Source organism: Mesorhizobium sp. P2_F8, assembly GCF_056403655.1.
In genome coordinates, this window is sequence record NZ_JBFUFB010000001.1 from 240,809 (window position 1) to 263,197 (window position 22,389).

The following is a 22,389-nucleotide window of genomic DNA, read 5'->3' on the forward strand; positions in this document are numbered from 1 at the left end:
GCAAAATAACAACTGCGCCGCTCGACCAGCTTGCCCACCTGCGAGCCCCTTCCCAGATCAACTGCCAAGGCCTGGAGACGGCACACCAACCCGGATCAATCTCGAAAAATCCGGTGAAAGGCCCGACTTCCGCGCACGGTCGTCTATGTGGGCCACCTCCCGCAAGGTCGACAATGGCAAGCGGGTATCGAGCGCACCGCGGTCGTACGCATAATCAGGAAGATAGCCGTTAACAATGAGCCGCCAGTCGAATGGAACCACGTCGCCGACTGCTCGCATCATCTTGACGATCGTCGTCGTGCAGTTCGTCGTGATCGAATTGTAGAATGCAGGCTTCGTGGAAAGCGCATTTGCGTCCGAGACGTATTCCAGCAGAAGCGTCCGGGCCGCGTCAGGCGATGCTTTCAGGCGATAGATCTGGACGTCCTCTCCCCGAACATTTGACCTGACACCGACCACGTCTCGCTCGTCGGCCGCGATAATAACCAAGGGATTGCTCTTGAACAGATCCGCTATGGGCGAAAACTCGCCACCTACACGGCGCCGCACCTCAATGGACCAAGCAAGATATTCACCGCCCGAGAAGCCAAAGCTCATGATGACATGGGCCATTTTCGGTCCAGCCCAATAGGACATGAAGAGGTCGGCGGTCTGAACCGTGGAAAGGTCGTAGGTTCGGGTTGTCCAACGTTCGGTGAAATCGGTGTCGCTGCGCCATTCGAAATCACGCACGTCTTTCAGGGTTAACAGGTTTCCATCGCGCGTCCCGGTTACCTGACGGGCGACATCGGGCGCCCAGTCGGCGTCGCCCAAAGGCTTGATGGTGCTCCACCAGACCAGAACCGCAGCAAACGCGGCGAGAAACAGGACGAGCGCCCGGAAGCGAAAACGGCTGAACAGCGCGATGATCGTGCCGAGGCCGAACAAGATGAAAAGGGCGCAGGCCGCAGCCCGGCCGAGCTCTCCCGCAGGCAGGCGATACCACATGGCAAATCCGGCCCAGGCAGCTACGGCGGCAATGGCGAGCGACAAGATAATGGCGAACGAGATTTGAGCGATGCGACGCATCATTCCCCCTTCCAGCCCTACGGTACCAACAGAGGCGTCTCTTCAGGGGCGGCCGGAGTCGCTTGCTGCCGTCCGAATGCCATTCTCACGGGCGCTGGAACCAACTTCGAGATGGAGCATCCATAAAGCTTTGTTGCCGGCCCTAGCCTGGAACAATTACTTCTTACAACCTTTCGTGGAGGTCGCTGGCAAAGTACAGCCCTTGTTGGCCTGTGTCCTTCGAGAGCCGGTCAAATTCTCGACCTCGTTGCCGTAGTTTTCTCTGGTGTTCTGATCGACCACTGCAACGGGTGCCGAAATCACCAACCCTGCAGCACTGCCAGCCGCAGCCGCCGCGCCGGTCGTCGCTTGCACGATCGTGTCGCCAAGGCCCACCCTGCTGTCTGTCAGGGTCTGGCCAGCAGCCATCCGCGCTCCAATCAACTGGACGATCTGCGGAGACGAGGCGAACTTGCCGTGATTCAAACTGTCTCCGGACTTGACCTTCGTCAGGTCGATGACGGTTACATTGTTGCTTGAAAGTTCTTCCTTGTATGGAGCCTCTTCCGGATTGATGGAGCCGAGCCGGGGGATGTTGCCCCAGACCCGTCGCGAAAATGCGAGCGCCCGGTCATCCTGCGAGACAAAGAGGGTGAACTGGGGGTGCTGTTTGCCCATGTCGGCAATCTGTGTGCGAAACACGTCGACATCGACGTCAGGCGCGGCCAGCATGACGTTCTTGAACTTCGCCGGCAGTCCGCCATTGCGGATGGCCATCTGGCGCAAGGATTCCAACGCAAGCCAGTTGCCCATCGAATGGGCGAGGATCGAAACCTCTTTCACTTCAGGATCGCGAGCGAGGTATTGGAACAGCGTCTCGAGCGCATCTCGCGTGTAATTCGTGCTTTCGCGATCGTAGCCATAGGCCAGCGTACTGCCTCGGGAAGGCCATGTGACCAGGATCGGAGCGCTGTCGGTGCCTGTGTCGTGAGCGATCTGCGCAAAGCGATAAAGGGAGTCTTCGAAGCGGTTGTTGAAGCCATGGACGAATACCAGCACGCTGTGGTCCGGGCTCTTCCTGACAGTGGCGTGCAGCCATTCCTTCGCGCCATCCCGTGTTAACTCTTCGGCTTTCACCACCGCGAAATCGGTTGCCGGGTTTGAGGGCAGCTTCTTGGGCCAGGCGACCTCGCCGACCTTGCGCACCGACGCTGGTGGGATCGACACCGTAACGTCCGCGAATGAAGGAGCTATCCCGCGTTCGCCCGTATACATCTCGGCCGGATTGGTGGAGCGCGCGCGGGTCGTCGTCACCAGCATCTCCACCTTGCTGGATGCCGGAGATGTATCGGCTACGGGCAACAACACATTCGTTGGACGAGATGCGCAACCGCCAGACAGGCCGATCAGTGCGAATGCCAGCAACGCACGGGGGATACACATGAATTTGAACTCGCCTGCAAAGCCGGCTTCCAAAACGTCCCCCTCACGTGTGCAACGTCAACAAGCCGCCTCGGATACTGCTTGTTGCCAATCGAAGTCAGTTGACAATGATTGCCTCGACAGTGGCACCCAAGATCCGATCGGCACGCTGCTCCACACCACCAACCAAGTACCGGAATCCGTTCTTTTGCGCAACTGCTAGGCCCCGCGTCTCAACATTTCGCCTGGCTGCGCGCCGCCGGTCCGCTCCTAACTAAACAGCGAGGCATTCAACGAAGAGGTCGTCGCGTACCCAGCCGCTGCAAGCCATGCCGCCGACGTTACTTTGTGCGGGCGACGCCACCCGAAATCTCGATCGTTTCCGACCCGGTCAGGGGCTCGAGGTCACCATTGGGCCAGGTGACGAAACAGCCGTTCGGGCAGAATTCCACGGTCTCGCCGGGATGCAGTGCAAGCTTCGTCTTGCTGCCGCCTTCCGTCACGATCAATGTTCGGATCTTGCTGTCCTTGTTAACCACGCTGGCTGCCAAAGCCGAACCACCCACGGCAAGAACAGCAATGGCGGCGGCGAACGACGTCAACACGTCGCACTTGATCGACCGATTTAGTGGCGGGCAATATTTGAACTGCTGTGTCACTAGGGTCGTGAACCACCCATTCGGGTTGATCATGAAGGCGCCTCTGCCGACGAGGTTGGCATTGGCGATGGGATCACAGTTTCCGAACCGGGCTAGTCACCTGTCACCTGCCATTTGTCGTCGGGATTGAATTGCTTTATCGCGCCGGCCAAAGCCTCCGTCTTCGGGCCTAGATCGGCCTCGTAGACGATACCTTGCTGATTGACCACAAAGGTTTTGACGCCCGTTTCGGCATATTTCACGGGCCAGGCCACCAGCGCGAAACCCGCGATCATGTTGCCGTTGATGATATAGTTGTAGGCGCCTCCGGCGATATTCGCGCCTTGGCCGGTCAGGATGCGGAAGCGATACCCAAAATAGCCATTGCCTTTCTTCGCCTTGTCGAGAGCCGCCTGGTTGATGAAATCTCCTGCCGGACTGACGCCATTGGTCTCGTCGGACGGCCAATATAGTCCGTCGGCCCGGCCCTCGCTGCTGATCAGCTTCTGGGCGTATTCCAGCACGCCATCACCGTCGCGGTCCTCTGAAGCGTAGTCACGCTGAGCTTCCACATAGGCGCGAACCGTTTCGATCGCTGTGATCTCATTTTCCCCAACGCGCCGGTTGATGATCTCTTCGATGCCAGCCTCGGTATCGAAAGCCCACTTGCCGTCCTTGCCCTTGGCGATGGGGAATGGCAGCGTCCATAGCTTGTCACCAATGTCGAGTTCCTTGCGGTCGCCAAGATCACGGACAATCAGTGTCTTGGCAGCGCCTTGCCGGATCTGCGTGTAGGTGTCCATCACGCCTTCACTTGTCCTCAGCTTTGCGGCATCCAGCCCAAGCAGTACGGCCAGTCCATCGAAATCATCCTTTGCCAGGACTGACTTGAACGCGTCCACAGCCGCCGAGGGATCATCGAAAAGCGGCGGACCTTTTTTGGCCACGTAATCCTCAAGGCTGTGCACCTCCTGCGCGCTGGCAAAATTTGCGGAACCCGCGCCAATGCTCAAGAACATTCCGGCCCCGAGCAGCGAACGTAGAACAAGACTCCGGACGGACGTTTTCATGTCGGTTCTCCTCGCCAAATTTATTAACGCCGGCCACCGCCGCGCCCGCCACCGCCGCGCCCGCCGCCGCCGCGCCCGCCGCCGCCCTGCCTGCCACCGCCGTGCCTGATCATTTTGTTGCCGCCACCGCCGCTACGAATTCCACCTCCCATGCTCCTCGCACCGCGGTTGGAGGAAATTTGCTGACGTTTTCCGGAGCTGACGTTGCCAAGACCCGAAGGATTCCTCGGCCTGTTGTCCGCTCTCGCTGCCGGCCTCGACTTGCCAACCGGGCGATCAATCTTCCCTGACGCCTTGGCTGCAGGGCGATCATTCTTTCGTGCCCCGGCAATCTGGTTGTTGTTGGTTGGCTTTTTGAAATCCTGCCTCGACGCCGGGGGGCGGTTTTTCAAGCCCTCTCTGATTTCGCGTTGGCGGACGTCCTTCACCTTGCCGGACTTTCCGGCAAGCGTGCTCGCTCGGTCCCTTTTTAGATCGGACGCCTTGTTGCGCATATTGTTGCGATCGTCGGACTTGACCCGATTGCTGATCTTCGATTTGTCGATGTTGGCGAATTGGTTCTTGTCGAAATTTATTTTCGAACGGTCGACGTTTTTCCAGTCGACGTCGTTGAAATTGACCTTGCCGTTTCTGTTGTTGAAGCAATCGTTGCAGTCGATATCGATATCGTTGCCGTTCCAGCGGCCTCCCGACACACCCCAGTCATCCCAATCCACTGCCGCTGCCCAGACGGCGCCTGTCACGAAGGCGGCGAAATAGGGCGCGGTGGGGTAATAATAACTTGGGTAGGGGTCTGGATAATAGGAGATCGGAGCGACCGGATAGTCGGTGGTATAGAGCATTTGCGGCTCATACCGTGGAACGTAGATCGTGTCTGCGCTCGCGGACTGGATGACGACATTGTCGTTCTCCTCGACAACCTTGATCTTGTCATCCGACTTGATCACGCCTTTGGCGACAGCCGTGTCGCGCAACTGCTGAATGGCGACCAGAACGTCTTTTTGCTGATACGTCAGTGCGTCGCCAAGCGCCTGGGTCCACTCCAGATCGTCGTTCATCATTTTGACGATGTCGGGATAGTTGAGCAGTGAGATGACGCTTCCGTCCCAGCTCTCCTTCGGTTTCAGGCCTGGCTTCTTGGCGACCTGATCCAAAAACCGGTTCGCTTCCACGATCTGCAATGGATAAAGCGACGCTTCGGAAATCACCGCGACAAGTTCATCGGGATAGAGCGCTATTCGCGCTACCAGAACTTCGAGTTCATCCTCGTCGAGCGGTTCGGGCGCCGGGGTAGCCGCTGCGCTGGCTGTAGCGGCGGCTTGATCCTGAGCAATCGCGAAAGAGGGTGGACCCGAGCAGATCAAGAACGTCAGTATGGCCACAGTCCCAACAGGCCAACGCGGAAACTTGATCTCCATTGCCATCCCTCCAAGGTATGTGAACCTGGTTGTCAGCGATGTTCTGTCGCCGAGTCCGGGCGAGTGATCATGCCTTGGCGTTATGTTGGCGCATTACCTGCCGAGGGGCAATGTAAGTAACTGTATGCTACGTGTGCGACCCTTCACTTGTGAACCTCGCTGGTTAGCGCATCGGGGCGCGAGCCTGCGGAGCGGTGCCGCTTGGCGCAAAAAGGGCAGAGGCCAAGCAAAGCCAAGCCTTTGATAAGATCAGATCGATTGCAATCGGCAGCGCGCTCGTCACGGTCTGCTCGAACAATCCTTCAGTGGCCACCCAGCACGAGAGTCTGGACGGGCAGCAACAATGCCTGAATCCGAAGGATCATGGCATGCACAAGCGCTACGGTGTCCACCACATGCAGGAACACCCAATTAAGCGTGCTGATGTCCTTTGCCGCGAGCGCGTCGTGGTTGTTGGTGTATGCGTTGGCAATGCAACTGCTGCCCGGCGGCAGGCCGTCGAGCTCCCCAGGGAAGAGCGGCTCGAGGAAGACGGTGAGCGTCCCACCCTTCGAAAGCTGTTGAACGTCGACAAGCTGATCTGTCGGCCGGATTTGTCCGGCAGCGATGACATCCTGTACCTGGGTCACGACCATGGGAAGGATCGTAAACGGCTTGCCGACGCATGTGGCCTCGGCGATCATCCCCTGTTTCATCACCTGCGCCTCGATCTGGCCAAAGCCGGCAATTAGGGCGCCACGTCCGGCGTCTTCCGGGACCAGGATGCCGGCGGGCCGCACCATTGCGTTTACGACATCGCCGGGCCGAAGCGTGAACTGCTGGACGGTTCCGGCGACGCCGGCCCGAACCAGGGTTTTATCCAGTTCGACCTGTGCCTGCGCAAGTGCTGCCTCCGCACTGGCCTTCTGGGCGGGCAGCAGCGAGGCTATTTTCGTTTCGAGGGTACGCTTGCTTGCGACAGCAGCATCAAGACCACCCTTGCGGCCATCCACGGCGTTTTGCAGCCGCTCGACCTCCCGAACCGAAACGACGTCCTTTTTCACCAGCTGCTGCTTCATTTCCAGTTCGTCCAGGGCCTGCTGGTAGGCGCTTTGCGCCTGCTGGATGAGCCCATCCGCCGCTGCAAGGTCCGTTTGCGCCACCGTGGCCTCGGCGTCGGCTTCGGCTATTTGGCGCTTTGCTGTCTCGAGCGCGGCTTCCTGCTCGGAACTGTCAAGCCGAAAGAGCGGATCACCAGCCTTGACCTTTGCATTTATGCCAACGTCAACGAACACCTCGGCAACACGGCCGGTGGTTTGGGGAAGGATGGTAACGGTGCGGAATATCGCCGAGACGTTTGTCGTCGAAGGATGATAGTAAAAAATGAGGGTGATCAACGAAACGGTCAGCACCAGGCACGCCGTGATGCCCCAGCGCAACTCGTACCACATCGTATAGAGGTTGATCTCGCGCCCGATACGCTTGCCTTGCACATAACGGCGGAAAAGATAGTCCGGAAAGACCGTGAGCAACGAACAGAGAATTAGCTCAAACATGGCTCAGAGCATCCATGCGCGCGGTGTCGATTTTCTGCTCGGGACCAGGCTGCACCATCGCCTGCTCTTCCCCCTGCTCCTCCGCCCGCTCCTCGGCGGCGGGATCGCGTCCGGACAGTTTCTCGAGCGAGCGTGCAATTGAAGACATCGGCGTCTTGAAATCCGGCAGCTCGATGAACGCCAGCAACAGACCCGCGATCCAGAAAAGATGATTGTGGGTGAAAAGCGAGATCAGACAAAGGACAGCCACAATCTCCATTTGCACTTTTTTCGATCCATGCGCCATTCGTTCCGGAAGGGCATGGAGTTGAAAGTACAGATTGCCGATGATGAGGATCATTGCCAAAATCAGGACGACGACCACATTGAACAGCCAATCGGTCTGGCCGGGCGCAGTGACGAAGATCGGCAAATGCTCGATCGCCGCAGGATGTATCGTGTCCGCCATTTCGGCTCTCCCACAAAGACTCTCACGGCCAGCCCAGCCAAGGTACCATTCTCCAGATTGCCTGTCGATGGTTTGGAGGAACGGGTAGTGGGTCAGTTTGAAATTTCAGTAGTTGTTGAGCGAAACAGCACGGTTCCGTCTTCGGTCGCAATCTCGCGCACCGACGAGCAGCGCCTGGATCACTGCCACGCCGACAACGCCTACTGCCACACCGCGGATCGTGGCGGCGGTCAGCGTAACCAGGTGAGCCCCGCGTGCCGTGCTGCCGGTGACCCGCCGTCAGTCCCCCAAGCTGAGCAGTGTCGATGGATCGGCCGTTACCGGTGGCGCGAAGAAGGTCAGCCGCACTGCTTCCATAAGCAGTTGCGGCGGGGCCATCTCGCCTGCCAGTTCGACGATGCGCCGTTGCAGCTCCTTCATCCTGTCCGGGTTCACCGCGGCGAGATCGTGAGCTTCGGATTTGTCGTCGGCGAGGTTGAAAAGCTCCGCGTTCGGCGGCAGTGAGGCCTTCCACACAAGCTTCCAGTCGCCTTTGCGAACGGCTCCGGCCAGAGGATCGACGTTGTAGACCACTTCGGCGCGGGGAGACGGCTTTCCCTCGCTCAGGGCGTCCCAGACATTCATGCCGTCCAGTGGCTTGTTCTTCTCCAGCTTGGCTTCGGCGACGGCGGCAAGCGTGGGATACATGTCCGTAACGTGGACCATGCCGTCGACAACGCCCGGCTTGATCTTGCCCGGCCAGTTGGCGAAGGCGGCGACCCTGGTGCCACCCTCGTAGAGTGTGCCCTTGCCGCCACGATAAGGTCCGTTGCTGGCGGGCAGTGTGCCCCCGACTTTCGAATCGCCAGCAAACAGCGAGTCTTTCACGCCACCATTGTCGCTGTGGAAGACGATGATGGTGTTGTCGCGCATGCCTTTCTTTTCGAGCGCCGCAACCACCTTGCCGACGCCGTCGTCCATCACCGAGATCATCGCTGCATATTTGCGCCGGTTCTCGTCTGCGATGCCCTTGAAGCGGTCGAGATACTCCTGCGGCGCCTGGAAGGGCGTGTGCGGCGCGGTGAAGGCCAGGTAGAGGAATAGCGGGCTCTTGCCCTCGTGGCGCTCGACAACTCGCACGGCCTCGTTGCCGAACAGCGTGTTGTCGAAGCCGGTTTCGTTGAGCGGCTTGTTGTTGCGATACCAGTCCTTCACGCCGTGGGAGGAATGCTTAAAGTGGTCGATCTCTCCGACCAGCGCGCCGTAGAAATAGTCGAAGCCGCGCTGCCGCGGCCAGAACTCTGGCTTGGCATGGCCGAGATGCCATTTGCCGACCATGGCCGTCTTGTAGCCGGCGTCTTTCAGAACCTGCGGCAAGAGGTACTCGTCGACCGGAAGCCCGTAGGTGCCCGCTGCCGGTATGACGCCCGTCTGTAGTCCGTATCGCAGAGGATAGCGGCCGGTCATTAATGCCGCGCGCGTTGGTGTGCACATAGGCAGGGCGTAGAACTGGTCGAAGCGAGCTCCGCCCTCGGCAAGCTTGTCGAGGTTTGGCGTCTTGATATCGGAACCGTTGAAGCCGGCATCCCCCCAGCCCATGTCGTCAGCGACGACGTAGACGATGTTGGGCCGCTCGGACTGGGCGGCTGCAGGCTGAACCCCTGCAAGGCCGGCGAGTGCGCCCGAAAGGCCAACCGGTGTAGCCAGTCGCGACGCCGCTGCCGCCGTGCCGGCCATCAATGCGTCTCGCCGCGTGATTTTGTTGCTGATGCCGGCTTCAGCCGGGAAGTCTCGATCGTTGCTCATGTTTTGCCCCTGCTCTGCTAAACCAAATCATGCGTTCAAAACCCTGCGCGCCAAATATGCTGGCGCCGATCATTTCCCCGGTACCCAAAGCGGCAGGGCAGCGGTCAGGACGCGCCACACTGCAGCATAGCCCCGACAGGCCGTTGGATGTCCTAAGCGCACTTGTCCGATTAGGTCTTCTCTATCCATAGTCCCCACCAGCCCTGCGTGGGCATCGATCTCGCGGGACCATAAGCTACGTCTAATATAATGTGCAGCTATCCCTTTGGCGCAAGATCGTGACGGGTCGCGCGAAACCGCCGGCGCGGGGACCACGCCGCACAGTTGAATGCTGATCATCGACCGACTGGGCGTGGGCAGGAAAGCTGGCGCCGCGACATGACCTCCCGAACGTCGAGTGGAAAACGGTGGCCCGCACCTGAACTCAGACATTCGAATTCGACTAAAGGCAATCAAACCGGCTCAACAGATTTCACGTTGCCGTCGGTGTCCACGAGGCAGCTTGTCTTCTTGCCGCCGGCATCGAGCTCGACCTGATAAGTTTTGGAATCGATCTTGCTCGAGGAGATCGGAAGTATCTTGGCGCTGTTGACGCCGCTCGACTTGGCGACCGCGTTGGCGCAAAGCAGCTGCAGATCCGCCGGAGCCGTCTCAACCTGCGTCCTCGACATCTGCTCCGGAGCAGGCGGCGGCGTGCTGACGCAAGCGCTCAAGCTCTGCGCCATGAATCCAAGAGCTACAACCAGGATCGATCTTCTCACTGCACGTTTTTCCGACATTGCTTGGCCCTCTCCGAATGCCGCTTCAAACGCCCTTGTAAAGGGCCGCCCCCTGCATCAGAACGATGACCTTGGCTCCGACCTTGACGCGGGACGCCAAGTCGGTGATGTCGTCGTTCCGCATCCGGATGCACCCTGATGACACGTCGAGCCCGATCGTCCAGGGCTCCGGCGTGCCGTGTATCCGGTAGATCGTGTCCTGATCGCCCTCGTAGAGATAGAGTGCCCTGGCGCCGAGCGGATTGTCGGGACCTCCCGGCATGCCTGCCGCATATTTGACCGCGTTCGGATCCCGAGCGACCATTTCGACCGGGGGCGTCCAGGTCGGCCATTCCGCCATGCGGCCGACGCGCACGATACCGGCCCATCCAAAGCCTTCCCGGCCGACGCCGATGCCGTAGCGCATGGCCTGCTGACCCGGCTGCACAAGATAGAGAAAATGCTTGTTGCCATCGATGATGATCGTACCGGGCACCTCAGCGGTGCGGAATTGGACCATCTGCGGGCGAAATGCCTCGGGCACCTCCTTGTGGGCTGCGTAGTATTTTCGCGCTTTCTTCTTGTCGTAGTCGACCCACTTATGTGTCTGCGGATCGAACACCTGCGTCTGAGCGGCACACGCCAGTGTCGCGCCGATCGCGGTCATGACAAGCGCGGCGCCGAGAACGAGGCAGCGGCCAGCCAATCCGCGATTATTGCTTTTCGAAGTGACGGACCGGTTTGCGAGCGAAAAGGTCATGGTCGTCCCTGCCTCTACTTCGACCAGGCGCTAAGCCGGTCTTGATGCTTTGCAACCCAGGCCTGCGCGTACTTGGCGGGATCTTGCCGATCGACCTGCAATGCGTAGCTCATTTCGGTGACCTCGTCTGAGCTGAAGTCGACATGAGAGAGGAAGGCCGCCACTTTCGGCAGGCGCTTGGCCATCGATGAGGCAAACCCGATGTAGAAATGGGATGCGTCCCACGCCACCGGCGCCTCAGATTTTGTAAGCCAGTCAGGGTCGTCGCTCGGCATCACGATGTGCCACTTGGCCGGATCGTATTTCGGTTCGGTCAACTGGACGATATCATGGAGCTTGAACATATGGTGCGGACTGTAGCAGTAGAATGCCATCGGTTGCCCCGTTGCCGCGGCCGCATCGACTGCGGCCATTGCCATGTCTTCCGGCATCTGAAGGAGCGTCATCGTTTTTTCATAGCCGTAGCTCTTGGCCCGGATCTTCTCGATGCTCGTCGACGACCAGCCCAACGCGCCAATCCACATTTCGCCCTTGCCGTCGCCGTCGGTGTCGAACACGGCCGCTTTTTTGGGATCGGCCAGATCTGAAATGTCCTTGACGCCATATTTGTCAGCCGTCTCGCGCGTCACGCAGATGCCCTGCGTAGCCGACACACCCCTGGGACTGAGGTCCACGGTCTTGCGCCCGTCGACGTATTTCTTGACGAGTGTATCGAGATTGGGAAGCCAGACTTCCGGATAGACGTCGACCTCCCCGGTATCCATCCCGGCGAATGCCGTCATGGAGCCCATCTCGCGCACGTCGGCGTCCAGATTGAGTTTTTCCTTCAATCCGTACTTGATGATATTGGCCGCGGCCTGGCCCGATGGCCAGTTCGGCATTGCAATGAGGAGGTCAGCCGCAAGGGACCGGCCATGCACCGCCAGCATCGTCAGTGCCGCCAGCGACACTTTCAGCAGATGTCGCCGAAATCGACTGTCCATTTTTCCCTCCCCGCGGACCTGACATGAACCGCAGCGGCAACGGGAGGACTCCCGATCCGCCACGCAACCGGCACACCACCGCCGGAACCGCTTTTGTCTGCCAGCCGGCTTTCCATCCCGTTGATTGGTTCGTCTTCTCCCGAGACTACCGGATGGAGCCGGGAGCGGAACGTAAGTTACGTGGAGGGCGGGGTAACTTTTTGACTACGAGGCCGTTCAAACGACTCGCATCGGCGGCTTAATCTTAAACTGTGCCGATCACATGGAAATCAGTCGAAGGGCGTCGCCCTGCCCATGACGATCGATCGCTAGTAACAATTACCGGAATCGGCTTCCCTGGGCGAACATCGGCGATAGTATCTGTCTGAGTGATACCCATCGCCGTAGTATCGGTCGTGGTAATACGGATCGCCATAGTACGGATCGACATCATACCGATCGACATAATACGGATCGCCGTAGTACGGACCCCCGTAATAGTCACCGCCTCCGTAGTACCCGCCGTAGTAGCCGTTGCTGTTGGCAATCATGCTGCCGAGCAGCGCGCCGGCGACAAATGCGCCGCCCGGGGCCCAGAAGTCGTTGTGCCGGTGGTAGTGGCGGTAGCCGCGATAACCCCTGTACCAGCCGTCCCGAATTTGGATGACATCGGACTGACCGCTTTGTGCCCTGGGCACGAAGACCGGCGCGGCATCAACTGGAACAGAACTCGCAAGTACAAAAGTTGCGACGAGGGAGGTCGCTATGCCTGACGGGACTCTCATGATCGCGTCCTCGCTGGTGGCAATGTTTACCGTGTGCGAAACGTCGTCATTAGCGATACGAAACGTCGTCGATGCAAATTTGTTCCAGACACGTGCAAATTGCCTGAAGCGGCTCCGAACGTTTGACCGCCGGCTAATTCCGGAATTCCATCGGGACGGCAGTGGTCGCTCGATCTCTCGATGTCCCGGACGTTTCCATAGTGGTCCCGAACTGCGAACGAGGGGTGTCGTTCGGGCGCGCCTGAAAGGGGCCCACAAGGCGATCCCCCACCCCCGCCGGCCGATGGACCGGGGAGCGGCCGCCCCCGGCCGCGGCGATCTCGAAACCTGGCGTTCTGCGTTAAGACTGTGTCTGCTGGCAGCAGCCAATGGCCGAGATGGGTGGGAATTTTGCCTGGCGGGCGGTCAGTGCTTCAGGCATTTCCGGCCCACTGCCATTGCTTTGAACGTCCCCTTCAGATCAACGACAAAGGCCCCCTTGGTTTCCGGAAATACGGTCATCTTATATTTCTTCGCCACGTCGCGCTTGAACTTCGGATCGTCGGTCAAGATGTAGCCGCCAGAATATCCGCCCTTGAGTTCGCCACTCGTGCTGGTGGCCACACCCTTATAGAGATGGCCGTCGATGGAGACGAAGATGTCCGACTTGGTACCGTTCTTAAGACCGATATCCACCTTCGTGAACACGCCAAGATACCCGACCTCCTGATTTGCGGTAACGCCCATTTGTACTGAACTTGGCCCATCTTGGCGCACGATCAAGCAATCTCCGCGCGTTTGATTTGTATAGATCGTCCAGCCCTCGACGTCGTCCCCGTATCGGACAAGCACATCGCTGGCCTTGGGAAGCGGATTTTGTGTTTGTGCGGATGCCGCCGTCGCAGACGAAAGTGCTACTGCCGCGATGAGTGTCGTGAAGATTCGCATAGTACTACCTTCCCTTGTTTGCGTTCTTGCTCATGAGTGTCCGTTTTGTGGATCGTGACCGCCGTGCCCTTCCTGGGCGTTGCTCGGAAGTCATTTCACCAGTTCGATCTCCCTTCCGCCCCGTCGCTTCGAACCGCGGGCGCGTCGTAGAGGCGCACGACCCGCGACCGGTCGTTGCTTGGACAATCGTGTCGCTAGGACCGACCTGTTATCGGTCAGGCCTGGCCGGTGGCTGTCCGCGCCCGATCAGTTAACGAGGACGACCACGTACCTCGACCCCGTGTGCTGATAATATTTCGCGCCGCAATGCCAGATTGTCGTCCCGTTGACCGAAGTCTTGACGCAACCGGCCGGTAGACTGGCTACGTAGACGCTGGTTCTGCGGATGGTTCGCCGGGTTGTGCGCCGCGCGACGCCCGCCGCACTGCCGGGCGTAAGAGGATGGCCAACGCGGGCCAGCGCTTGAGATGAAATCGATCCCTGTGTGACCACGGAGACCGCATCAACCTGGACGAAAGTGGCCAAAGCCAGGGCCAGGACGGCGCAGTTGCGGAATGTAAATCTTGTTGTCATCACTTCCTCCCTGTTGTCGTTGATGCAGATCCCGGATCTAGAAACGCATGATCAGTCCCATGATGGGTCCTTGCTGGACGACGTCGAAGACGAAGCCGTCATTGCGGTAGTTGACGCCGAGCGCGCGGTAGCCGGCGACCGCCGAAAGCCGCTCGTTGAACCGGTAGCCCAGTGCGGCGGCGACATCCCAGTCGACATTGGCGCCGCCTGCACCAATCATGCCCCAACCCGTCAGATAGACTTCAGGCGTAAGCGAATAGTTCGCTCGAACGCCAACCAGGCCGTCCACCCAGGTCGCTCCGTCGCTGCCGGATACGCCGTCAAGGATACCGCCATGGAAGTTCAGGTCCGTGTCTACGGACCAGACCCTCATAGCGCCGACGAAATCGAGACGACCTGCGTCACTCTGGAGGATCGAATAGCCAGCGCCGACCAGCCCTGAAAATGTCTGCGACGAGACTTCGACACTGTTGGCGACGACGCCTCTCGGCGTGCCACTTTCTCCCGACAGTTTTACATACATGAGGTCGCCGAAAATGCTGTAGCGGTCGTAGCGAGCCTCGGCGACGGCCATGGCCGCGAAGTCGAGATTCTTCAGGATGTCGCTGAAACTCGAGTCGACCTCGACAGTGGGCAGGCCAAACTGCGCCACGTCTCCCGACATCCCGGCCGCCCAGAAATACGGCGCGACGGAGAACGTCCAGCCCTGTTCGGTCACGACTGGTTTCAGCTCCGGCGTCATTGGTGAGACCGCATCCGCGGCGCCGGCAGGATGGGCGAGCCAAAGGAAGGAAAGGCCAGCCCAACCCAGGACTTGTGTCCGATAGAAGATCATCATGTCAGGGTCCCCTCCTGAGGCTAGCCGTCGTTTGCGGATTTGTTGCTTGGGAAAACGAGGGTGCCTGACGGGTGCGAAGACCGTCCATCGACATGCTTCCCGCGCTGTCGGCGTGGCGATTCATGGCTGTTCACCGTGCCGGCCACGGGTTGATACCCGATTTGCGGGCCGCATCGGTATTCAGCACTGCTGCTCCCACCTCTCCAACCAGGCGATCTATCAATTCCTGCCATTCGGCTCGTCTGGCCTCGCGCAATGCCGGTGGGGCCTGGTCGACCTTCGAAAGCGCTAACTCTGCATCCGCGAGCTCCTCGCAAATATCGCGAAAACTCTCGCTTCGGTCCATCAGCCGATGGATCGTCAATTCAAACTGGGGGTATCGGCGCACTGCCGCCGAGACCGCTCGGTGCCTGTCAGACGATCCGTCTCTTGTGCTCATGACGCCAGTTCATCGACCTGACGCGATCGTATTGCAAAGAAAGGGCAGCGGGAGGTAAGTTACGTGGATAAGCATGTAACCGAGCGACAACAAAAACCGGCGGTTGCAAGGGATCAAGTGAGGACATGGCGATCCAGGCGGAAACGCCGGCACCAAGGGAGCACGAGCCCCCTGTAGAGGCTTGTCGCGCCCAACTTGCCCTTATCCTCGACAGTGCGGACTTCGATGCCACCAGCCGCGAGCGCCGCTTCCTCAGCCATGTGGTGGAAGAGGCTTTGTCGGGACGAGGCGACCGTATCAAGGCCTATTCGATCGCCGTGGAAGTGTTTGGTCGCGGCGAGGCGTTCGACCCGCAGACGGATCCGATCGTTCGCATCGAGGCTGGCCACCTCAGGCGTGCTCTCGAGCGATACTATCTGACAGCCGGACATACAGACCCAATCCTGATCACGATTCCCAAGGGTGGTTATGTTCCTATCTTCTCGCGTCGTTCGCCGGCTTCATTGGCGCAGCCGCGGGTGCCCATAGTTTCTCGATCAATCACCCACTCTCCGGTCGGGCGGATTGCGTTCCTGCTGCCGGCGGTGCTTGCAGCCATTCTTGCGGCTGGAGCATCGGTATTGGCGTGGTCGTGGGTGTCTGTCAGGTCAAGCGCGCCGGAAACGCCCCGCGTGCTTGTTGAGCCGTTTGAAGATCTGACCGGTACCGCCGCGGCGGCAGCCATTGCGAGCGGATTGAAGCAGGAGATTGTCAGCCAGCTTTCGAAGTTCAAGGATATTGTGGTCATGGAGTCGGCGCCTAACGACGGCGATGCGTCGACCTCGCCACCACGATTTGTCCTCGCCGGAAGTGTCAGCCTATCGGTCGATACCTTTCTGCTTCGAGTGAGATTGATCAACCGACCCGACGGTTCGGTTCTGTGGGCAGACAGTTATAATGGGCGGATGAAAGTCGCGGACCTTGTCGGAGCTCAGGCAGACATCGCGCGGAATGTGTCGACGAGCTTGGCTCAAACCTATGGCGTCATCTTCCAGGCGGACGCCAATCTCCACGTCGACAATCCGCCCGAAGATTGGGCCGCATATTCCTGCACGCTGTCTTTCTATGCATATCGGGTCGAGCTCAGCCCCGACACCCGTGCATCCGTGCGTGCATGCCTTGAGAAGGCCGTACGGCGCTTCCCGAATTACGCCACCGCCTGGGGTCTTCTTTCGCTTGTCTACATCGATGACTATCGCTTCGAGTTTCCCACCGACGCCACATCGTCCGCCGCCGTGCTTGAGCGCGCCCTGGCAGCCGCAAGGCAGGCGGTGGAAGTCGACCCTCTCAACGTAAGAGGGCTTCAGGGAGAAATGCTTGCGCTCTATTTCAGCAAGGAAATAAACCTGGCATTGGGAGTGGGCAAACGGGGTTTGGCGATCAATCCCAACGATACCGAGTTCATGGGCGAATACGGACAGCGCCTGGCGGTCTCTGGAAATTGGCGTGACGGCTGCGCGTTGATAACAGAGGCGCGCCAAAAAAATCCACGCTCGTTGGGCTACTATGAGGTGGATTTGGCTCTTTGCTCTTATTTCAGCGGCGATTATTCGCAGGCGGTTATGTGGATCAAGAAATCGCCTGTCCGATCGAACCCGATCTATCATATTGTTGCGGCTGCCGTTCTGAGCGAAGGAGGCTACAAGATCGAGGCTGATCGCGAGCGTGACTGGCTGGAGCAAAATCAACCGGCTTGGACGAAGAACATGCGCCACGTGGTTGCGATGCGCCTGGCCCGTTCGCAAGACGTAGAGATTTTCGTCCGTTCACTGCGGAAGGCCGGCTTCAACGTGGCGGATTGAGGGCAAATTCTGTGATGTTGGCAAGTACGGCAACTCATGCAGTCGGAATGGCCGCCAGAGCGATTCCAGGAAAAGTGTGAAACGGTTTTCCGTCCGGAATTGCGTCAAAACAGAGAGTTGGAGCAGTTCGCCGTTTCCGTGAAACGGTGAACTGCTCTAGTGGCGCAATGCGGCCTTAGATCAACACCTGCCACGCCTGGCTCGCGATGTAGCTTGTGGCCGGCTCATAAGTCATCTCTCCCCCCTGATCAGTCAAAGCCCGCGCCTCTGGCGGAGAGCGCGGGCCGACCAGGCGATGGAGTCCCGATCTTCGGCAGGATGTGGGTGAGACATCACCTGCCGCAACCACCAACTGTTAGCGACCTCTAATGTTCCGTCAAGCCAGTTCTGTGGCTTGCCGCACCCACGCTGGGATTGCCTCATGGCCCTGCAGCCAAGCGCACGCGTGTTCCTCCGAGACATGCCTCTATTGGCGCCCACCATGCGGTTAGGGCACGTTTCGAGGAGTGTTTCAGGGGGCATCATGGCTGACAAGATCCACGGCTTTCTGCCTGCCACGGCCGAAATGCCGACTGACCGTCAGCGGTTGATCACCCGCTATATCGCTTAAGCCCAAGGCTTCCGCGATCACACCATAGGCTAACGCGATCATGCAGTTCACAATACAACTACAAGCGGTCGATTCCTTAGGGATGTAGCCACTCCGAAAGCCCGCCGCGGGTCGCTCCCGTGGCGGGCTTTTCATCGATCGGGTTTCGGGCTTCCATCAGGGTGGCCTTGGGTAGACCGTCAGCGTCCCTTCTTGACCTTCGGCGCAATCTCTTCAATTCGCACCTTGTCCCCGATTTCCTTGGCCAAAGCGAAGGCCTTCTCCTTGTCCTTCGTTGACAGGACTGTGCGCCAGTGAGGTTTCTCGAACACGCTCACAACATAGGTCGGCACCGGCTTGTCGGTCATCCTTCCGGCCTTCGGTAATGGCCGGTGCGGTGGATGCTTGGGTGAAGCGCGCCGCACCGGCCACTGCAATAGCGGGAAAATCCCCCGCGCTGATAAGTCTATATTATATTAGATGTCGCGCAATTAAGACTGAAGTCCTTGTTTCGCCGGCCCTAAAGGCCCGCTCTCGCGGTGTGCGGGCTTCGCGCAAAAAAACGACCGGCTTTCCGCCTGATGACGTCACGACATCGTCACGGAGCGGGAGTTCGAGCGCAATGATCCCGGTGCTGGCGCACCCTGATCTCGATTGCGCTGGCAAGCCGGGAAGACTGCGAACGAAGCGAAAGCGGGAGTGGCCGGCGGACGGCCACAACGAGATGTTGGCGCGACCGCAAAATGTATCGTTTTACACAATTTCCAATTGCTGGACTCGCGCGATGCATCGGTAGTTTAATTTTTGCATCCAGCCAAGGAGTGGAAGGTCGCGAACTGGGAGGAAGTAGGCATGGGTTTCGAATTCGACATCCGCCATCCATCTGACGATCAGCCGTACGAAATCACCTCTTTCGCCCAAAAGTACGGCCTAACGATCCCAATTGCGGATGCCATGCTTTTCGCCAAAGGGCCGTCGCGGACGGCATGCGACGCTGCCGCATTGGCCTTCCTCTGCGCTATCGCCGCACAAGCCAAGAAACAGAGGGCGCAATAGGCCTGCCAGCACTGCGACACTACCGCCTCGGGCCGAAAGCGGGGTTGGCGTTCACCAGGGCGCGAATTGGCCAGACCTCCCGTCCATCACCAAGGCGACGCCGCGAGTCGCAGCTATCTCTGCGATAAGAGCCTACAAATCCGCATAAGGCCAACCAACCGGTAGACTGATTGGCGCTCTCAAGGAGCCGAGACAGAGCGTGCGTATTCGGGCGCAACTCACAGGGAGTGGCTCGCGCAGCAGCTGAGTTCATTCGTGGGTTTCGCGCGAGCCATTTCAGTGCCGCCTCGATGATGGCAACATCCTCGGGCCGCGCCTACGCCGACGGTATCGGCCGCCGAAATACCGTGACGAGCAAATAGAGGGGGCCTTCTCTGGTGTCTTTGGCGAATGCAACGGTCGTTGAACGCGATATCGAAGGTCCGAGCGCAGAGCAGTTGGCTGCCAGAACCTGGTACAGATGGGCCCCTTACTCAATTGGGCGATGCAGCTTACGCTCTATTTGGTACTCACCACTGCTGATCGACTTTGGTAGGCTCACGCCGTGAGCTTTGTCTGCGCGTCGCGAGCTTTGCGCGGCGCGTGGTCGGTGAGAGTCATGGAGGTCCCGTCATGGATCATGTCCAGACATCCAACGCGGATTGCCACAGCCCTGCACTCTCCGGTGGTATCCGACGATTCTCGGCCGTGGCGGCGTTGTTTCATGACCCTCGCAAGAGGTCACGCGGCGCTGCGATAAGCCTTATCCCGTTCTGCCTGATCCTGCTATTTGGCGCCCCAGCAAAGAGTCAATCGGAGACTGACGACAGGCTCGCCCCTCAAGACACTGTCGAGCTAAAGGTCTCGGGGTGGGATGCCTTGCGCGGCGGCATCACGGAGGGCGTGGAGCTCAACGGTGCTTTTACGATCGGTGCAACCGGGACGCTGGATCTTCCGGGGATTGGGCACGTTCCGGCTGCGGGTCTGCGTGAGAGTGAATTGGCAAGGCTGATTACCGATCGCTTACAGGCCAGAAGTGGCTTCGACACCCGTCCCGTCATGACCGTGCAGCGCACGCAGTCGGCAGCGTCTTCGGGCGGCGCCAAAGCCGAGGGGCACCCGGCTGGGGCGCCGCCAGACGTGAGCGGTTCTCGCCCATTGGTGGAGGCTGCCGCGACCGGGCTAGGAGGGGAACGATCCAAGACGGATGCGTCATTGCATGAACTATCTGCCGTTCGCCAGGAGCTTGAGGCGGCTCGCCAGCAGGCGTCTGCGGATCGTCAGTCTGCAGACAGGGTCGAGCGGGTTCTTCGCAGCGAACTGGAAGCGGCGCGAGACGAACTTGATGAGATGCGGCGCGTCACAGCCGACGCAGGCGTGCGTGCGCGTGCGGTCCCAGAGGCGACAACTCTTCAAGGACAAGCCCTTGAAGACCAGAAGCAAAGAGCCGAACGGCTCGCGCAGGGTCTGGCGATGGCGCAGCGCGAAGTCGAAAGCTTGCGAGTCAAAGCCGCTCTCGCGATCCGCGAAAAGGCCGCAGCACTCGGCGCGCACCAGGCGGCGGAAGCTTCCCTGTCTGGAGCGAGACGCGCGCTTGACGAAGGGCGGCAGACGATTGAACGCCTCGAACGTGATCTTGCCGCGACGCACCAATCTCTCGATGCTCTTGAGGCGAGCGGAAAACTGGCTGCGGCTGCGCAAATGGCAGCTGTTCAGGACCGCCAGATCGCTGAGGCCGCTGCAAAGCGGGCCGGCGAAGCGCTCGCATTGGAACGTGGGAGAGCAGATGCTCTCGAGCGCGATCTCGATGCTGCCCGCCAGGATCGCGACGCGGCAAAAGAGGAAGTCGCCCGGCTCTCTGCTGCTTTGGAGCAACAGCGCGAAAGGGCCGTCGGCCTGACCCGCGACCTCGTTGCGGCACGCAACGAAACCGACATCCTGCAAGCTCGCACTACGCCTCGCGATCAGCGCATCGAGCCCGCTCCCAAAGCGCCTGTCGGTGATCGCGCAGGCCAACGCACCAGTGCACTCGCAGGGAAACGGGCTAGATCGGCCCATGAGCCCGAGGGGCGAGAAATCCGCAAAGTGGCGGTCCGCAAGTCACCGCAACCTGTTCGGCTGACGACGATTAGCCTTCCCGCCGCGTTGCTCCCGACGCGGGCGCCGTTGGGCACGGCACAAGGATTATGGTGATGCGCAAGTATCCGGCTGCCGTATTGGCGATCGCAGTTGCGATCGGGCCTGCTTCGGCTCTTGCTGGTGGCCTTGGAGGCAAAGTCGGTGGTATCGGGGTCGGCGCCAGTGTGGGCGTTGGCTCGAACGGCGCCTCCGTCGGTGTTGGCGCGAGCGTCGACGGTGTCGGAGGAGCAAACGTTGGAGGGTCGGCCGGCGCGAGCGAGGGGTCGGCGGGCGTTGCAGGCAAGGTCGGTGGCATCGGGGTCGGCGCCGGTGTAGGCGTCGGTTCGAACGGCGCCTCCGTCGGTGTCGACGCGAGCGTCGACGGAATCGGGGGAGCCAATGTTGGAGGCTCGGTCGGCACGAGCAACGGATCGCTTGGCGCCAACGTTGGAGCCGGTACCAACGTCGGCGGCGTAGGCGGCCTTTCGGCAAGCCCCAGTGCTGGAGACGAATCCGCCGGTGCTGGCGCCACTCCGGGGAGTACGGCAAATAGTCGAGCGAGCGCGGCGTCGGGGGCTACCACAGGGCCAGCAAGTGTCGGCGTCGGCAAGAAGGCGGCCGCCATAGTCGTGACCAGGGGCGTGCGACACGCAGTCGCCCTGCCACGCAGCCTCTGGCCCTCCAAAGGTGGTCGCGACAGGCAAAGCACCACAGGTTATCCCTTACGGCCTCAGGCGCCGTTAAAGGTGATACCTGGCACCCCGCCCGCCGTGGTTCGCGTCTGCCGTCAGGCGATCATGTCGGCTGCGAAGCCACTTGGTGCCGTGAGTGTGCACGCAGCCAGCGCAGGTACCCTGCGCCGGCACCGTCGCGGTGCCCTCACCGCACCAATCGAGGTGCGCATAGACTATGCAAGACAAGGCGGCATCGAAGTTCGACAGGCGCGGGTTGGATGTCGCCTCGACGCGGCGGGACAGGTCGTCGCGGTGACATAGGTTTGACGAACCTGGCGGGTGTCCGACGTCTCACTACCAGACGATAGGGCCGCGTCCATTCGCCAAAGCGTCCGAACATCCGGCTTGCCTGCTCGTAGCGCTCAGGAGTGGCATTGACACATGCGCGGCTCCGGCCCCAGCCGGCCCTGACGGCTCGGCGGAGCGCACTGCGCGATCCTAACCAGGTGTGTTCGCCTTGACGACCTTTTGGCATTCCGGCGTCAGCTCGCTGAAATGTTCCGTCAGACATTGAATGACGCGGCCGCCGCCTGGCTCCACGCCTTTGCAGAATTTTTCGAAGTTCGCTTGGCAAGCCTCACGTTCGGCCGCTGTCTGCGCCTGAGCCGCAAGCATCTGAACGGCTAGGAAAACCACGCTCAAGGCAATTCGCATGACAAACCCCTCC

Annotated in this window: 19 protein-coding genes and 1 pseudogene; 3 read left to right on the plus strand and 17 right to left on the minus strand. The window is 59.9% G+C overall.

Features of this window, described 5'->3' with window-relative positions; translation table 11 throughout:
* Positions 1 to 57: 57 nt before the first annotated feature.
* From AC1DZP_RS01140 to AC1DZP_RS01205, 14 genes are all read right to left on the minus strand, one after another.
* A complete protein-coding gene (locus AC1DZP_RS01140; protein WP_457154178.1) occupies positions 58 to 1,071 on the minus strand; it encodes an Lnb N-terminal periplasmic domain-containing protein in 1,014 nt (337 codons plus the stop codon).
* A 153-nt stretch (positions 1,072 to 1,224) separates the two neighbouring features.
* Complete coding sequence (locus AC1DZP_RS01145; protein ID WP_477228451.1) at positions 1,225 to 2,490, minus strand: alpha/beta hydrolase; 1,266 nt, start codon at positions 2,488 to 2,490, stop codon at positions 1,225 to 1,227.
* Positions 2,491 to 2,810: 320 nt separating this feature from the next.
* Positions 2,811 to 3,074 carry a hypothetical protein gene (locus AC1DZP_RS01150; RefSeq protein WP_477300181.1) on the minus strand — a complete coding sequence of 88 codons (264 nt, stop codon included), beginning with the start codon at positions 3,072 to 3,074 and terminating at the stop codon, positions 2,811 to 2,813.
* Positions 3,075 to 3,220: 146 nt separating this feature from the next.
* A complete protein-coding gene (locus AC1DZP_RS01155) occupies positions 3,221 to 4,177 on the minus strand; it encodes a DUF2950 domain-containing protein (RefSeq protein ID WP_477299863.1) in 957 nt (318 codons plus the stop codon).
* A 23-nt stretch (positions 4,178 to 4,200) separates the two neighbouring features.
* Complete coding sequence (locus AC1DZP_RS01160; RefSeq protein ID WP_477299864.1) at positions 4,201 to 5,595, minus strand: DUF3300 domain-containing protein; 1,395 nt, start codon at positions 5,593 to 5,595, stop codon at positions 4,201 to 4,203.
* Between the two features lie 302 nt (positions 5,596 to 5,897).
* Positions 5,898 to 7,130: an HlyD family secretion protein gene (locus AC1DZP_RS01165; RefSeq protein ID WP_477299865.1), complete on the minus strand. Its 1,233-nt coding sequence runs from the start codon at positions 7,128 to 7,130 to the stop codon at positions 5,898 to 5,900.
* Positions 7,123 to 7,578, minus strand: a complete 456-nt coding sequence (locus tag AC1DZP_RS01170) for a hypothetical protein (protein ID WP_457154948.1) — start codon at positions 7,576 to 7,578, stop codon at positions 7,123 to 7,125. The genes AC1DZP_RS01165 and AC1DZP_RS01170 overlap by 8 nt, the downstream gene beginning before the upstream one ends.
* A gap of 279 nt (positions 7,579 to 7,857) precedes the next feature.
* Entirely contained in the window at positions 7,858 to 9,363 is a 1,506-nt protein-coding gene (locus AC1DZP_RS01175) for an arylsulfatase B (RefSeq protein WP_477299866.1), read from the minus strand.
* Positions 9,364 to 9,815: 452 nt separating this feature from the next.
* The gene (locus AC1DZP_RS01180; RefSeq protein WP_457155891.1) at positions 9,816 to 10,142 is read right to left on the minus strand and encodes a hypothetical protein; all 327 of its coding nucleotides are present in this window, start codon (positions 10,140 to 10,142) and stop codon (positions 9,816 to 9,818) included.
* A 25-nt stretch (positions 10,143 to 10,167) separates the two neighbouring features.
* A complete protein-coding gene (locus AC1DZP_RS01185; RefSeq protein WP_477300182.1) occupies positions 10,168 to 10,788 on the minus strand; it encodes a L,D-transpeptidase in 621 nt (206 codons plus the stop codon).
* 107 nt (positions 10,789 to 10,895) lie between these two features.
* Positions 10,896 to 11,864, minus strand: a complete 969-nt coding sequence (locus tag AC1DZP_RS01190; RefSeq protein WP_477300183.1) for an ABC transporter substrate-binding protein — start codon at positions 11,862 to 11,864, stop codon at positions 10,896 to 10,898.
* Between the two features lie 308 nt (positions 11,865 to 12,172).
* Positions 12,173 to 12,628, minus strand: coding sequence for a hypothetical protein (locus AC1DZP_RS01195; protein ID WP_477299867.1), 456 nt, complete (start codon positions 12,626 to 12,628; stop codon positions 12,173 to 12,175).
* A 405-nt stretch (positions 12,629 to 13,033) separates the two neighbouring features.
* Positions 13,034 to 13,555, minus strand: coding sequence for a hypothetical protein (locus AC1DZP_RS01200; protein WP_477299868.1), 522 nt, complete (start codon positions 13,553 to 13,555; stop codon positions 13,034 to 13,036).
* Between the two features lie 610 nt (positions 13,556 to 14,165).
* Complete coding sequence (locus AC1DZP_RS01205) at positions 14,166 to 14,966, minus strand: hypothetical protein (protein ID WP_477299869.1); 801 nt, start codon at positions 14,964 to 14,966, stop codon at positions 14,166 to 14,168.
* A 564-nt stretch (positions 14,967 to 15,530) separates the two neighbouring features.
* On the opposite strand from AC1DZP_RS01205, the gene AC1DZP_RS01210 reads away from it, so the two are divergent.
* Positions 15,531 to 17,246 carry a hypothetical protein gene (locus AC1DZP_RS01210; protein ID WP_477299870.1) on the plus strand — a complete coding sequence of 572 codons (1,716 nt, stop codon included), beginning with the start codon at positions 15,531 to 15,533 and terminating at the stop codon, positions 17,244 to 17,246.
* A 789-nt stretch (positions 17,247 to 18,035) separates the two neighbouring features.
* On the opposite strand, the gene AC1DZP_RS01215 is transcribed toward AC1DZP_RS01210, so the two are convergent.
* On the minus strand, positions 18,036 to 18,203 hold the full coding sequence (locus tag AC1DZP_RS01215; RefSeq protein ID WP_167392245.1) for a hypothetical protein: 168 nt from the start codon (positions 18,201 to 18,203) through the stop codon (positions 18,036 to 18,038).
* 484 nt (positions 18,204 to 18,687) lie between these two features.
* Between AC1DZP_RS01215 and AC1DZP_RS01220 the strand changes: the two genes are divergently transcribed.
* Both AC1DZP_RS01220 and AC1DZP_RS01225 read left to right on the plus strand, forming a co-directional pair.
* Positions 18,688 to 18,891, plus strand: a complete 204-nt coding sequence (locus AC1DZP_RS01220) for a hypothetical protein (RefSeq protein ID WP_095089588.1) — start codon at positions 18,688 to 18,690, stop codon at positions 18,889 to 18,891.
* 612 nt (positions 18,892 to 19,503) lie between these two features.
* A pseudogene (locus AC1DZP_RS01225) lies at positions 19,504 to 19,929 on the plus strand (polysaccharide biosynthesis/export family protein); the annotation flags it as partial.
* A 165-nt stretch (positions 19,930 to 20,094) separates the two neighbouring features.
* Here AC1DZP_RS01225 and AC1DZP_RS01230 read toward each other — a convergent pair.
* A complete protein-coding gene (locus AC1DZP_RS01230; protein ID WP_477300195.1) occupies positions 20,095 to 20,886 on the minus strand; it encodes a hypothetical protein in 792 nt (263 codons plus the stop codon).
* A 1,274-nt stretch (positions 20,887 to 22,160) separates the two neighbouring features.
* Positions 22,161 to 22,376: a cysteine rich repeat-containing protein gene (locus AC1DZP_RS01235; RefSeq protein ID WP_095089594.1), complete on the minus strand. Its 216-nt coding sequence runs from the start codon at positions 22,374 to 22,376 to the stop codon at positions 22,161 to 22,163.
* Positions 22,377 to 22,389 lie beyond the last annotated feature (13 nt).

What these genes read in the sequence shown, in the direction of transcription:
- AC1DZP_RS01140 (WP_457154178.1), bottom strand. Translation starts at nt 1,071, where the DNA reads ATGATGCGTCGCATCGCTCAAATCTCGTTCGCCATTATCTTGTCGCTC.
- AC1DZP_RS01210 (WP_477299870.1), top strand. Translation starts at nt 15,531, where the DNA reads ATGGCGATCCAGGCGGAAACGCCGGCACCAAGGGAGCACGAGCCCCCT.
- AC1DZP_RS01185 (WP_477300182.1), bottom strand. Translation starts at nt 10,788, where the DNA reads ATGACCGCGATCGGCGCGACACTGGCGTGTGCCGCTCAGACGCAGGTG.
- AC1DZP_RS01235 (WP_095089594.1), bottom strand. Translation starts at nt 22,376, where the DNA reads ATGCGAATTGCCTTGAGCGTGGTTTTCCTAGCCGTTCAGATGCTTGCG.
- AC1DZP_RS01170 (WP_457154948.1), bottom strand. Translation starts at nt 7,578, where the DNA reads ATGGCGGACACGATACATCCTGCGGCGATCGAGCATTTGCCGATCTTC.
- AC1DZP_RS01215 (WP_167392245.1), bottom strand. Translation starts at nt 18,203, where the DNA reads ATGACCGACAAGCCGGTGCCGACCTATGTTGTGAGCGTGTTCGAGAAA.
- AC1DZP_RS01160 (WP_477299864.1), bottom strand. Translation starts at nt 5,595, where the DNA reads ATGGAGATCAAGTTTCCGCGTTGGCCTGTTGGGACTGTGGCCATACTG.
- AC1DZP_RS01145 (WP_477228451.1), bottom strand. Translation starts at nt 2,490, where the DNA reads ATGTGTATCCCCCGTGCGTTGCTGGCATTCGCACTGATCGGCCTGTCT.
- AC1DZP_RS01190 (WP_477300183.1), bottom strand. Translation starts at nt 11,864, where the DNA reads ATGGACAGTCGATTTCGGCGACATCTGCTGAAAGTGTCGCTGGCGGCA.
- AC1DZP_RS01205 (WP_477299869.1), bottom strand. Translation starts at nt 14,966, where the DNA reads ATGATGATCTTCTATCGGACACAAGTCCTGGGTTGGGCTGGCCTTTCC.
- AC1DZP_RS01200 (WP_477299868.1), bottom strand. Translation starts at nt 13,555, where the DNA reads ATGCGAATCTTCACGACACTCATCGCGGCAGTAGCACTTTCGTCTGCG.
- AC1DZP_RS01180 (WP_457155891.1), bottom strand. Translation starts at nt 10,142, where the DNA reads ATGTCGGAAAAACGTGCAGTGAGAAGATCGATCCTGGTTGTAGCTCTT.
- AC1DZP_RS01195 (WP_477299867.1), bottom strand. Translation starts at nt 12,628, where the DNA reads ATGAGAGTCCCGTCAGGCATAGCGACCTCCCTCGTCGCAACTTTTGTA.
- AC1DZP_RS01220 (WP_095089588.1), top strand. Translation starts at nt 18,688, where the DNA reads ATGGGTTTCGAATTCGACATCCGCCATCCATCTGACGATCAGCCGTAC.
- AC1DZP_RS01175 (WP_477299866.1), bottom strand. Translation starts at nt 9,363, where the DNA reads ATGAGCAACGATCGAGACTTCCCGGCTGAAGCCGGCATCAGCAACAAA.
- AC1DZP_RS01155 (WP_477299863.1), bottom strand. Translation starts at nt 4,177, where the DNA reads ATGAAAACGTCCGTCCGGAGTCTTGTTCTACGTTCGCTGCTCGGGGCC.
- AC1DZP_RS01165 (WP_477299865.1), bottom strand. Translation starts at nt 7,130, where the DNA reads ATGTTTGAGCTAATTCTCTGTTCGTTGCTCACGGTCTTTCCGGACTAT.